Raw genomic sequence first — 11,878 nt, forward strand, 5'->3', positions numbered from 1 at the left:
CTGGGACCTGGCCAGCAGCGTGGGAGCCACGGCCACCATGGTGGCCGCCTCCCGCGCGGTGGCGTCGCAGGGTCCCGACCCGCTTTTAAACGACCCGCTGGCCGATCCGCTGGTTCGGGCCGTCGGGCTGGATCCGTTCATTCGCATCCTCGACGACGACATCGATCTCGAGGACCTCAAAGACGACGCGCTGCTCAACCGCAGGGCGCGCAGCGAGCAGATCACGGTGCGCACCAGATTTTTCGACGACTTCTTCACCGGCGCCACGAGCGCGGGCATCCGGCAGGCGGTGATCCTGGCTTCCGGCCTGGACACCCGGGCCTACCGCCTGGCCTGGCCGGCGGGCACGGTGGTCTACGAAGTCGACCAGCCACCGGTCATCGCGTTCAAGACGAACACACTGGCCGGTCTGGGCGCGGCTCCCACGGCCGAACGCCGCACGGTCGGCATCGACCTGCGCGACGACTGGCCGGCGGCGTTGCGCGAGGCCGGTTTTGACGTCACCCGGCCCAGCGCGTGGAGCGCGGAAGGGCTGTTGCCGTACCTGCCGCCCGAGGCGCAGGACCGGCTGTTCGACAACATCACGGCGCTATCGGCGCCCGGGAGCAGGCTGGCCACCGAGCACGTCCCGGACCCCAACGCGTTCTCCGACGAGCGGATGCAGCGCATCAGCGAACGCTGGCGAAGCTACGGGTTCGACCTCAACGCGGCCGATCTGTTCTACCGGGGCGAGCGCAACGTCGTCGTCGACTATCTGAGCGCCCACAACTGGGACGTCACGGCGCATTCCGCCAAAGAGTTGTACGCGCACAACGGGTTTCGGTTACCGGAGGACGAGATCGCGGCGGTCTTCGGCGACCTGAGCTATGTCGCCGCTACCCTGAAATAGCGCACCGTTAAAGTCGTCTCATGCCTCGTGCGCACGACGACAATTGGGACCTCGCGTCCAGCGTGGGCGCGACCGCCACCATGGTCGCGGCCGGCCGCGCCATGGCCACCAACGACCCTCGCGGATTGATCAGTGACCCGTTCGCCGCGCCGTTGGTGCGTGCGGTGGGACTGGACTTCTTTACCAAAATGATGGACGGTGAGCTCGATTTCTCCGCGATCGAGAATGCCACGCCGGTGCGCATGCAGGCGATGGTCGACGGAATGGCGGTGCGCACCAGGTACTTCGACGACTACTTCCGTGATGCCGTCGCCGGCGGTGTGCGTCAGGTGGTGATTTTGGCCTCCGGCTTGGACTCGCGCGCCTACCGGTTGGACTGGCCCGCGTCGACCGTGGTCTACGAAATCGACCAGCCGCAGGTGATCGAGTTCAAGACAACGACTTTGGCCGACATCGGCGCCCAGCCGACGGCCGTCCGACGCGCCATCCCGATCGACCTGCGCGCGGACTGGCCGACGGCGTTGCGGGCCGCCGGATTCGACCCCACCGCGCCGAGCGCGTGGCTGGCCGAAGGGCTGCTGATCTATTTGCCGCCGGAAGCCCAGGACCGGTTGTTCGACAACATCACCTCGCTCAGTGCGCCCGGCAGCACGATTGCCACCGAATTCGTGCCCGGCATCATCGATTTCGACGCGGACAAGGTTCGGGAGATGTCGAACTCGTTCCGGGACCACGGGGTCGACATCGACATGGCGTCGCTGGTGTACGCCGGCGAGCGCAACCATGTGGTCGATTACCTGAGTGGCAAGGGCTGGGACGTCGGGGGCGTGACCCGCACGGAGCTTTTCGAGCAGCACGGCATCGACATTCCGCCGCCGGAGAATGACGACCCGCTCGGCGAGATCATCTTCATCAGCGGCCGGCTCGCCGGCGCAGGTTCAACGGCGGCCGGCTAGAAGCGCGACTCCCCCAGCCACAACACACTGGCGCCGTTGACCGCCTCCTCGAGGTTGTGCACGACGGCAGCGACCGTGCGGCCGAGCAGCACCCCCAGCGCGTCCGGCAACGACGCGGCGGCCGGCTGGGCGGACGCCCGGGGCCGCACCAGGTTCAGCAACGACGATCCGGGATAGCTGACGATGCGCACGTCGGCGTCCTCGTCCAGTCCGGCGAGGATCTTGGCGCGGCGCACCGCCGTGCGCAGCCCACCGAGTTCGTCGACCAGGCCCCGCTCGAGCGCGTCGGCGCCCGTCCACACCCGGCCCCGGGCGACGGCGTCGACGGCCTCGGTACTCAAGTTGCGGCCCTGCGCGACGCGTTCCACGAAGTCGGCGTAAATCAGGTCCGCTTCGGCTTCCCGATCGGCTCGCTGCTGTGCAGTGAACGGCACATCGGATGACCAGGCGTCGGCATTTGCGTTGGTGCGCACAGCATCTGAGACGACGCCCAGGCGCTCCTTGAGATCGCGAAACACCAGTTTGCCGGTGATCACGCCGATCGAACCGGTGATGGTGGCCGGGTTGGCCACGATCGCGTCGGCGGCCATCGCCGCGTAGTAGCCCCCGGACGCCGATACCGAACCCATCGACGCGACGACCGGCGTGCCGCGTTCACGGGACCGCGCCACCTCGCGCCAGATGGTTTCCGACGCCGTGACCGATCCGCCCGGGCTGTCGATGCGCAGCACGATCGCCGATACCGAGTCATCACCGGCCGCCTCCCGCAGCGCGCTGGCAATGGTGTCGCCGCCGACGGCCGAATGACCCAACGGCAGCAGCTGCGGTCCCCCGCGCCCGTTGACGATCGGACCCTGCAGCGTGATCACTGCCAGCGTCGGCTTGGAACGCCGGCCGGGAAGCGACGGTGCCTGCGGCACCAGCCGCGACCGGGCCGCAGCGGCGTAGCGCGTGAGATTCAGCCGTGGCGCAAGCTTTTCCGGGTCGGCCTCCCCACCTTCCGACGAAACAGCTTCTACTCCAACCAATTCCGCGATCCTGGCGTGGGCCTGGTCGCGGAAGCCGATCCGGTCGACCAGGCCGGAGGCCACCGCGTCGTCGCGCAGCAAAGGGGCCCGGTCGGCCAGGCTGTCCAGCGCGGCGACGTCAAGGCTGCGGGATTCGGCGATGGCATGCCACACCTGGTCTTGCAGGCTTTCCAGCATCCGGGTCACGGCTTCGCGGTGGGCCTCGGTGAAGCCGTGCTCGGTGAAAACGTTTGCCGCCGATTTGTATTCACCCTTGGCCACGAATTCGGCGTCGATGCCCGCCTTGTCGAGCGCGGTGCGCAGAAAGTTCGCGTTGCTGGCAAAGCCGATGAGCCCGACGCTGCCCGAGGGCTGCATCCAGACCTCGCCGAACGCCGAGGCCAGATAGTAGGACAGCGTGCCCGGGTACGTCTCGGCCCAGGCCAGCGATGGCTTGGCCGCGCTGAACGCCGCGATCGCCTCACGCAGCTCCTGCACCGCCGCGGGCGGGGCCGCCGCGAGCTGCACCCGCGCGATCAACCCGGCGACCCTGGAGTCCTCGGCCGCGCGGTGGATGGCGGCGACGGCGTCGCGCAGCGCCAGCGGGCGCTCCGCCCCGGTAAGCAGTGCCAGCGGGTCGAATCCCGAGGTCTCGGGCGGCACCGAGCGCAGGTTGAGTTCGAGCACACAGCCGTTCGGTACGCCGTGGTGGCGGACGGTGTCGACGCGCCCGGCCAGGGCCCGCACGTCGTCGACGCCGGGCAGCGAGGGCAAAAAGGCGAACATGTCTGCAGCGTACCGATGAACGCCCGTAGGGTGAGCGGGTGAAGTTTTCGATCGCCGTCCCGCAGTTCGACTACCACGAGTTCGATCGTGCGGGGTTGCGCTCCTTCGTGGAGCGGGCCGAGGAACTGGGCTTCGAGGGAATCTGGACGCTCGAGCAGACCATCGGCCGTGCACCCCTGCTCGCACCGCTGGAGCTGCTGTCCTTCTGCGCGGCGTACACCGAGCGGCTGCGGCTCGGGGTGGCGGTGCTGGTGACCTCTCAGCACGAGCCGCTGCAGTTGGCGTCGATGGTGACCACGCTCGATCGGATCAGCCACGGACGGCTCGACGTCGGTGTCGCACCGGGCCGCGGCGGCCCGTCGCTGGCCGCCTTCGGCGTCGAAAAGGACACCTTCATCTCGTATTTCACCGAAGGCCTGACATTGATGAAGTTGGCCTGGTCCGATGATCCGACAGTGGATTTCCATGGCCGGTTCCGCGACGTCGCCGACCTCCCGTTTCAACCCAAACCGATACAGCGGCCGCACCCGCCGATCTGGTTCGGCGGAATGGCCCCCAAGGCGCTGGCCCGGGCGGTACGCCATGGTGACGCGTACATGGGCGCAGGCGCGTCGAGCACCGAAGCGTTTGCCGCGAGGGTCCCCGTCGTCCGCCGTGAACTCGCCGAACAGGGCAAGGACCCGGCGCACTTCCCGATCCGCAAGCGCGTCTATCTGATGATCGACGACGACGCGGCCCGCGCTCGAGAACGGGTACTCGACGGCCTGCGCCGCCTCTACGGCCAGATGCCCGGCGTGGAAACCTTTCCGGTGTCGGGCACGCCCGACGACGTCGCCCGTGGCCTTAAAGAGGCGATCGCCGCCGGGGCGCAGACGCTGCTGCTCAATCCCCTGGGCCTGGACGTGCCGGAAAACCGCGAGCAGATGGAACGCCTTGCCGCAGAGGTGATTCCGCAGCTGAGCTGATCAGCGTCCGAGCTTGGTGCTCAACCACTTGCCGATCTCGGCGATCGCGTCGTCGACCTCGGGCACCCAGCCGGCCCCGATGATGAAGGAGTGTTGCCCGCCCTCGACCTCGCGGACCAACACCTCGTTGCCGGCGGCCTCGGCGCGACGGGCGAACTCCGCGTCCTCCCCGGCCAGCACCTCGTCACTGCCCCAGTACACCGCGATGGGCGGCAGGCCCGACAGGTCCGCCTCGATCAGGCTCACCCGCGGGTCGTCGTGGCTGACCCCGGTGCCGTCCAGCCAGCACGACCGGAAGAACTCCGCCAGCGGGCGCGACAGCAGCCGGTCCCGGTCACTGTTGGTGGTGTAGGTCTCGTTGGCCAGCGTCAGGTCCACCCACGGGGATATGGACACGATCGCGCCGGGCAGCGCGGCGCCCTCGTCACGCAGGGCGATGGCCAGGCCGACCGCGAAGTTTCCACCGATCGAATGGCCAACGCTGGCAATGTTTTCCGGTCGGTAGCCCTTTTGCAACAGCCAATCGTAGGCGGCGCGGACATCCTCGATCTGGGCGGGGAACTTGTGCTCGGGTGAACGCCGGAAGTTGAGCACCAGCGCTCGGGCGCCGGCCGCCTTCGCGATGTGCGCGGCCGCCTTGCGGTCGGAGTACATCGACGTGACGACGGTGCCGCCCATGTGGTTGTGCAGCAGCACCCGGTCCGGGTCGCTGTCGGCGGGAATGCACCACAGCGCCTGCACTCCGCCGGCGTCCACCTCGGCGTAGCTGACTCCCTCGGGTTCGGTAGTCGCGACATGCATCGTCTCGATGATGTCGCGCACCGTGCCCAGCTCGAAGTTGGGGTTGGCGGAGCGGGCACTCAGGGCGCCGAAGAAGTCGGCGAATTCTTTGGCTTGCGTACTGACCATTTCCGATCACCTTTCGCGCGGCTATTGGATAACTATCGTTATCGTAACGAACGCTATCCTATGAAGACAGCAGCGTCAAGCATGGTGAACCCAGCTAGGAGCGCGGAAAACAAAACGGCCTCGGCGCGGAGGTGCGCCCAGGCCGTTTCGAGCCGTCTTGAGACGTCGGAGGGGTTAGGAAACCTCGGTGGCCGAACCACCCGCGGCGGTAATCTTCTCGCGGGCGCTGCCGCTGAACTTGTGCGCGGACACCTCGACCTGGACGGTCAGGTCGCCGTCGCCCAAGACCTTTACCAACGAGTTCTTGCGGACCGCGCCCTTGGCGACCAGGTCGGCAATGCCAATGGCACCGCCTTCGGGGAACAGCCGGGCGATGTCGCCGACGTTGACGATCTCGTACTCGGTGCGGAACCGGTTCTTGAATCCCTTGAGCTTGGGCAGCCGCATGTGGATCGGCATCTGACCACCCTCGAAGGTGGTCGGCACGTTCTTGCGCGCCTTGGTGCCCTTGGTACCGCGACCGGCGGTCTTACCCTTGGATCCCTCACCGCGACCGACGCGGGTACGCGCCGTCTTCGACCCGGGAGCGGGCTTGAGGTCGTGCAGCTTGATGGTCATTTGGTCTCCTCCACCTCGACGAGGTGGCTCACCACGGCGATCAGCCCGCGAGTCTGTGGGTTGTCCTCACGAACCACCGAGTGGCGAATCCGTCGCAGGCCCAGGGTGCGCAGGCTTTCACGCTGCTTCCAGCGCGCACCGATGGTGCTGCGCACCTGGGTGATTTTCAACTGGCTCATTACTGTGCCGTTCCCTCGCGCGCGGCAGTTGCAGCCAGCGCTTCGCTTTCACGTCGTGCCTTGAGCATCCCGGCGGGGGCGACATCCTCGATCGGCAGACCGCGGCGTGCGGCCACCTCCTCCGGGCGCTGCAGCAGCTTGAGCGCGGCCACCGTGGCGTGCACCACGTTGATCGCGTTGTCGCTGCCCAGCGACTTGGCCAGGATGTCGTGCACCCCAGCGCATTCCAGCACGGCACGGGCCGCGCCGCCGGCGATCACACCGGTACCCGGGCTGGCCGGGCGCAGCAGCACCACACCCGCTGCCGCCTCACCCTGCACCGGGTGCGTGATCGTTCCGCCGATCAGCGGGACCCGGAAGAAGCCCTTGCGCGCCTCTTCCACGCCCTTGGCGATCGCGGCCGGAACTTCCTTGGCCTTGCCGTAGCCGACGCCGACCATGCCGGCGCCGTCACCCACAATGACCAGGGCGGTGAAGCTGAATCGCCGACCACCCTTGACCACCTTGGAAACACGATTGATGGCAACGACCCGCTCGAGATAGTTGCTCTTGTCGCCGTCGCGGTCGCGACCACGGCCGCCGCCGTCGCGACGACCCCGGCCGTCGCGGGAGTCGCGGGAATCGCGGCCGTCGCGGCTGTCCGGAGCGCCTTGGCCCCCAGCGGACTGCTCCGCCATTATGCGGTCCTTCCAGTTGTCATCAGAATTTCAAACCGTTCTCGCGGGCGGCGTCAGCCAGCGCCGCGATCCGTCCGCCGTAGGTGTATCCGCCACGGTCGAACACCACGCTGTCGATGCCGGCGGCCTTGGCGCGCTCGGCGATCAACTGGCCGACCCGCACGCTGCGGGATTTCTTGTCCCCGTCCAGGCCACGCACGTCGGCCTCGATCGACGAGGCGGCGGCCAGCGTGGTGCCGTTCTCGTCGTTCACCAGTTGCACGTGGATGTGCCGCGCGGAGCGGTTCACCACCAACCGCGGGCGCTGCGGGGTGCCCGAGATCTTCTTGCGCAGGCGGGCGTGCCGACGCAGCCGGGAGACCCGGCGAGTTGCAGATACGCTCTGCCCCACCGGCTTCCGCTCGGCGGTAGCTTGCTTTTGCGCCATGACTACTTACCTGTCTTTCCGACCTTGCGGCGGACCTGCTCACCCTCGTAACGCACGCCCTTGCCCTTGTACGGGTCCGGGCGGCGCAGACGGCGGATGTTCGCCGAAATCTGGCCGACCTTTTGCTTGTCGATTCCGGTGACACTGAACTTCGTCGGCGACTCGACCGCGAAGGTGATGCCTTCCGGAGCTTCGATCACGACGGGGTGGCTGTATCCGAGTGCGAACTCCAGGTTGGAACCCTTGAGCTGCACCCGGTAACCGACGCCGAAGATTTCCATCTTGGTGGTGTAACCCTGCGTGACGCCGGTGACCAGGTTGGAGACCAGTGTCCGCGACAGCCCGTGCAACGAACGGCTTTCCCGTTCGTCGTTCGGACGGTTGACCACGATTGCTCCGTCTTCGCTGCGCTCCACCGTGATGGGCTCGGCCACGGTCAGGTCGAGGGTGCCCTTGGGGCCCTTCACCGAGACCTTCTGGCCGTCGATCGTGACGTCGACTCCTGCGGGAACCGGAATCGGCTTCTTACCAATGCGCGACATAGTCTGTACCGTTACCTCTCCCCGCCTACCACACGTACGCGAGGACTTCGCCGCCCACGCCCTGTCTGGCTGCCTGACGGTCGGTGAGCAGACCCGAGGAGGTCGAGATGATCGCCACCCCCAGCCCACCGAGCACTCGCGGCAGATTCGTGGATTTCGCATACACCCGCAGACCCGGCTTGGACACCCGGCGCAGGCCGGCGATGCTGCGCTCCCGGCTGGGGCCGTACTTGAGCTGAACCACCAGTGACTTGCCGACCCGTGCGTCTTCGGTGCGGAAATCGCTGATGTAGCCCTCGCTCTTGAGGATCTGCGCGATGTTCGCCTTCAGCTTGGAGTGCGGCAACGTCACCTCGTCGTGATACGCCGAATTGGCGTTGCGCAGACGTGTCAAAAAGTCTGCGATCGGGTCCGTCATTGTCATCGAGCGCCACTCCTCTTCATCGCTGCGCTCTGCATCGTCGTCGTCGCAATCATCGAGCGCCACTCCTCTTCATCGCTGCGCTCTGCATCGTCGTCGTCGCAATCATCGAGCTTCTATAACCTTCCTCGCGGTGGTTCCCGGTTCGGGCCTGTCGCGCACCTGTTCTGGGTTGGTCCTGGGGATCTCGGGCTGTTACCAGCTGCTCTTCTGCACGCCGGGCAGCTCGCCCGCGTGCGCCATCTCGCGCAGACAGATCCGGCACAGGCCGAATTTGCGGAAGACCGCACGGGGGCGGCCACACTTGTTGCAGCGCGTGTAGCCGCGCACAGCGAACTTTGGCTTGCGCGCGGCCTTGTTGACCAGTGCCTTCTTTGCCATGCTCAGTTCTCCTTGAACGGAAAGCCGAGGGCCCGCAACAGCGCTCGTCCTTCGTCGTCGGTTGTCGCCGAGGTGACGACGTTGATGTCCATGCCGCGAACCCGGTCGATCTTGTCCACGTCGATCTCGTGGAACACCGACTGCTCGGACAGACCGAAGGTGTAATTGCCGACACCGTCGAACTGCTTGGGCGACAGCCCGCGGAAGTCACGAATACGTGGCAGTGCGATCGAGGTCAGCCGGTCGAGGAACTCCCACATCCGGTCGCCACGCAGCGTCACCCGCGCACCGATCGGCATGCCCTCGCGCAGCTTGAACTGCGCAATGGACTTGCGGGCCTTCCGGATTTCGGGTCGCTGCCCGGTGATCAGCGCCAGATCGTTGACGGCGCCGTTGATCAACTTGGCGTCGCGAGCGGCGTCGCCGACGCCCATATTGACGACAACCTTGGTCACCGTTGGGATCTGCATGACGTTGCGGTAGCCGAACTCCTTGTTGAGCGCATCGCGAATCTCGTTGCGGTAGCGCTCTTTTAGGCGCGGCTGAGTCTTCTCTGCGGTAGTCATGCTAGATGTCCTTGCCGTTGCGCTTGGAGATACGAACGCGCTTGCCGGTTTCCTCGTCGACCCGGTAACCGACGCGGGTCGGCTTGCCGTCGGAGTCGACGACCATGACGTTGGAGGCGTCGATCGGCGCCTCCTGGGTGACGATCCCGCCCGAGCGCGCGCCGCGCTGGTTGGTCGAAATGGCGGTGTGCTTCTTGATTGCGTTGACACCCTCGACCAGCACCCGGTTGCGGTCGGGGTAGACCTTCAGCACCTTGCCTTTAGCGCCCTTGTCCTTGCCCGCGATCACCAGGACGGTGTCGTCCTTCTTGACCTTCATTTACAAAACCTCCGGAGCCAGCGAGATGATCTTCATGAATCGCTTCTCGCGCAGTTCGCGCCCGACCGGCCCGAAGATGCGAGTCCCGCGCGGGTCGTTGTCGGGCTTGATGATGACCGCGGCGTTCTCGTCGAACTTGATGTAGCTGCCGTCGGGACGCCGGCGCTCCTTGACGGTGCGCACCACGACGGCCTTGACGACGTCACCCCGCTTGACGTTGCCGCCGGGGATGGCGTCTTTTACGGTGGCGACGATGACATCACCGATGCCGGCGTAGCGTCGCGACGAACCACCGAGCACCCGGATGCACAAGATCTCCTTGGCGCCGGTGTTGTCGGCGACCTTCAGCCGCGATTCCTGCTGAATCACTCGATCTCCTGACTGAGTTCACATGTGCACGGCAGGAAACGCCTCGGCGAGGCTCCAACAAGCGAAGTCCACCAACCTGACGTGCGCGGTCTTTGTCACCGAAGGGCACGCGGGGCCGATTCACACCGGCCGAGGTCTGCCCAAGGCAACCCCTAGAGTCTAGGTGACGAGCTGCTCAGCGCCAAATTCGTCGTGCGCATGGAGCAATCCCCAGTTAGAAGGGCGGTGGCTCTTCGCCAGCCTCCGGTGGGGCCGGGCCGGGGCGGGCCGCCACCGGGGCGCGACGGGCGGTGCGGGCCTCGCGATTCTTTCGGCGTTCGACCGCCACCCGCGCGGTGCGGTCTTGGGAGCGAGTGCGGCGTCGGCGAGGCATCATCGCGGTCCGCTGGGGGCAATAGTCCTGCGGTGCGTCGACTTCGGCGGCCGCGATGGCCCCGGTCGCCCGGCACAGGCTGGGAAACAGCAGGGCGCTGCCCGGCGTGGTCACATGAGTGCGCCCGGCCGGGGAGGTCAGGATCAGGGTGCCGTCGGGCAGCTGCTTTTCCGCCCAGCCCCAAAACGTTTTCACCAAATGATGGGTGCGGCAGTAGCACTTGAGGTTGCTCGCGTGGGTAGGCCCGCCGGCGTTGTAAGGGATGGTGTGGTCGATATCGCAGGCCACCGCCGGGCACTCGCAGCCCGGCCAGCGGCAGGTCAGATCGCGGCAGCGCACGAAATCGGCCAGCGCCGCCGAGGGCACATAACCGGCCTCCGGTGGGGCGTCGGCCGGGTGGATCAGCGGCACGTGTTTGCCCGCGGCGGCCAGCTCGGCGACCAGCTCGGGCGGAATCAACCCCTCGCCGCCTAGCTGGCAGCCCGGCGCGCCGCCCTGACCGGCCAGGGTGGACTGCTCGGCGATCACGTGGATGACCACGGGGGCCGCCGGGCGCCGGGTGCCGGCCGCGCAGTCGTCGCGCCCGCACCGACAACCCAGTCGATCCGCCCCGGCCGCCAGCGCGCCCAACGCGTCTGCGCGGCGCTGCTCACGGTTGCGCGGATCCTGGGCGCAGACCGTGGCCGCCATTGCGTCCAGGCGGGCGTCCAACGCGGCAGCATCCGGGCTGAACATGACCCCCTCGATGCGGGACAACCCCTCGCCCATCTCACCGATCCACATCTCGCGACCCGCCGCACGGTCACGGCGTCGACGCACCGCATCCGCATCGGCCCGGGCCACCACCTTGTCCACCCGCGCAGCCAACCGGGCGGGGGTCAGCGAGGGCCAGCGGGCGACTGTGGCCGCCAACTGCGCATCCACAGTGGCCAACACGTCGGCGTCGGTGAGCAAGTCGGTGCGATACACGAGCGTCTGCACCATCCGAAAGTCGATGTCCCCGGCGGCGAACACTTCCGCCACGCGCGGCAGCCGCTCGCGCAGTGCCCGCGCGTACCGCACCCGGCTGGCCGCCAAGCCCTGACTGATTCGCAGCTCCGCCGCCACCTCGGCGGCCACCGCCGCCTCGGTATCTACCGCCCATTCCTCGGACTCCGCGCACCGCGACAAACGATGGGCGAACAACTCCCCGATCGCCGTCAGTTGCGCGGCCGCAGCTCGGTTCTCCGCCCGCGAAAAGCACGAGACGCGCTCAAGCAACGCCCCCGACTGCGGCGTCGTCGACGGATAACGCCGCTCGAAGAGCTCATCGAGCTCGCCCGTCACCTGCGCGGGCGCCGTCTGCTTTTCGAACATACATTCGAGTATAGCGCGTTCCACTGACCGCGTTGACTCGCCAGAAATGCGCGTGAAAGGGTTATTCGTTGCCTCACTGAAAATGCGCGCGTACGCCCAGTGGATGGGGTTGACGTTGGCAGAGCGCAGGGCAATCAC

Annotated in this window: 16 protein-coding genes; 3 read left to right on the forward strand and 13 right to left on the reverse strand. The window is 67.1% G+C overall.

All coding sequences use genetic code 11. The features are described from left to right. Positions 1 to 37: 37 nt before the first annotated feature. A complete protein-coding gene (locus tag AWC25_RS01390) occupies positions 38 to 889 on the forward strand; it encodes a class I SAM-dependent methyltransferase (protein ID WP_084229176.1) in 852 nt (283 codons plus the stop codon). Positions 890 to 909: 20 nt separating this feature from the next. Next, positions 910 to 1,845 carry a class I SAM-dependent methyltransferase gene (locus tag AWC25_RS01395; protein WP_069399174.1) on the forward strand — a complete coding sequence of 312 codons (936 nt, stop codon included), beginning with the start codon at positions 910 to 912 and terminating at the stop codon, positions 1,843 to 1,845. On the opposite strand, the gene sppA is transcribed toward AWC25_RS01395, so the two are convergent. Further along, positions 1,842 to 3,638, reverse strand: coding sequence for a signal peptide peptidase SppA (gene sppA / locus AWC25_RS01400; RefSeq protein WP_069399175.1), 1,797 nt, complete (start codon positions 3,636 to 3,638; stop codon positions 1,842 to 1,844). The genes AWC25_RS01395 and sppA overlap by 4 nt on opposite strands. Before the next feature lie 38 nt (positions 3,639 to 3,676). On the opposite strand from sppA, the gene AWC25_RS01405 reads away from it, so the two are divergent. Further along, positions 3,677 to 4,603, forward strand: a complete 927-nt coding sequence (locus AWC25_RS01405; protein ID WP_069399176.1) for an LLM class flavin-dependent oxidoreductase — start codon at positions 3,677 to 3,679, stop codon at positions 4,601 to 4,603. On the opposite strand, the gene AWC25_RS01410 is transcribed toward AWC25_RS01405, so the two are convergent. The 12 genes from AWC25_RS01410 to AWC25_RS01465 form a co-directional block, all read right to left on the reverse strand. Next, a complete protein-coding gene (locus AWC25_RS01410; RefSeq protein ID WP_085166241.1) occupies positions 4,604 to 5,512 on the reverse strand; it encodes an alpha/beta hydrolase fold domain-containing protein in 909 nt (302 codons plus the stop codon). A 174-nt stretch (positions 5,513 to 5,686) separates the two neighbouring features. After that, the gene (gene rplO / locus AWC25_RS01415) at positions 5,687 to 6,130 is read right to left on the reverse strand and encodes a 50S ribosomal protein L15 (protein WP_069399177.1); all 444 of its coding nucleotides are present in this window, start codon (positions 6,128 to 6,130) and stop codon (positions 5,687 to 5,689) included. After that, the gene (gene rpmD, locus AWC25_RS01420) at positions 6,127 to 6,309 is read right to left on the reverse strand and encodes a 50S ribosomal protein L30 (protein ID WP_069399178.1); all 183 of its coding nucleotides are present in this window, start codon (positions 6,307 to 6,309) and stop codon (positions 6,127 to 6,129) included. The genes rplO and rpmD overlap by 4 nt, the downstream gene beginning before the upstream one ends. Then, positions 6,309 to 6,986 carry a 30S ribosomal protein S5 gene (rpsE, locus tag AWC25_RS01425; protein WP_069399179.1) on the reverse strand — a complete coding sequence of 226 codons (678 nt, stop codon included), beginning with the start codon at positions 6,984 to 6,986 and terminating at the stop codon, positions 6,309 to 6,311. The genes rpmD and rpsE overlap by 1 nt, the downstream gene beginning before the upstream one ends. Positions 6,987 to 7,008: 22 nt before the next feature. Continuing rightward, positions 7,009 to 7,377 carry a 50S ribosomal protein L18 gene (rplR, locus tag AWC25_RS01430; protein WP_169717099.1) on the reverse strand — a complete coding sequence of 123 codons (369 nt, stop codon included), beginning with the start codon at positions 7,375 to 7,377 and terminating at the stop codon, positions 7,009 to 7,011. Between the two features lie 38 nt (positions 7,378 to 7,415). Further along, positions 7,416 to 7,955, reverse strand: coding sequence for a 50S ribosomal protein L6 (rplF, locus tag AWC25_RS01435; RefSeq protein ID WP_069399181.1), 540 nt, complete (start codon positions 7,953 to 7,955; stop codon positions 7,416 to 7,418). A gap of 25 nt (positions 7,956 to 7,980) precedes the next feature. Beyond that, positions 7,981 to 8,379 (reverse strand): 30S ribosomal protein S8, encoded by a 399-nt coding sequence (gene rpsH, locus AWC25_RS01440; protein ID WP_069399182.1) that lies wholly within the window; start codon positions 8,377 to 8,379, stop codon positions 7,981 to 7,983. A 192-nt stretch (positions 8,380 to 8,571) separates the two neighbouring features. Continuing rightward, positions 8,572 to 8,757 carry a type Z 30S ribosomal protein S14 gene (locus AWC25_RS01445; RefSeq protein ID WP_003873499.1) on the reverse strand — a complete coding sequence of 62 codons (186 nt, stop codon included), beginning with the start codon at positions 8,755 to 8,757 and terminating at the stop codon, positions 8,572 to 8,574. Positions 8,758 to 8,759: 2 nt separating this feature from the next. Beyond that, positions 8,760 to 9,323: a 50S ribosomal protein L5 gene (gene rplE / locus AWC25_RS01450; RefSeq protein WP_069399183.1), complete on the reverse strand. Its 564-nt coding sequence runs from the start codon at positions 9,321 to 9,323 to the stop codon at positions 8,760 to 8,762. Position 9,324: 1 nt separating this feature from the next. Beyond that, complete coding sequence (rplX, locus tag AWC25_RS01455; protein WP_069399184.1) at positions 9,325 to 9,642, reverse strand: 50S ribosomal protein L24; 318 nt, start codon at positions 9,640 to 9,642, stop codon at positions 9,325 to 9,327. Beyond that, entirely contained in the window at positions 9,643 to 10,011 is a 369-nt protein-coding gene (gene rplN, locus AWC25_RS01460; protein ID WP_003403649.1) for a 50S ribosomal protein L14, read from the reverse strand. Between the two features lie 214 nt (positions 10,012 to 10,225). Further along, positions 10,226 to 11,740: an HNH endonuclease signature motif containing protein gene (locus AWC25_RS01465; RefSeq protein ID WP_085166242.1), complete on the reverse strand. Its 1,515-nt coding sequence runs from the start codon at positions 11,738 to 11,740 to the stop codon at positions 10,226 to 10,228. Positions 11,741 to 11,878: the final 138 nt, after the last annotated feature.

Source organism: Mycobacterium sherrisii (assembly GCF_002102355.1).
GTDB lineage: Bacteria > Actinomycetota > Actinomycetes > Mycobacteriales > Mycobacteriaceae > Mycobacterium > Mycobacterium sherrisii.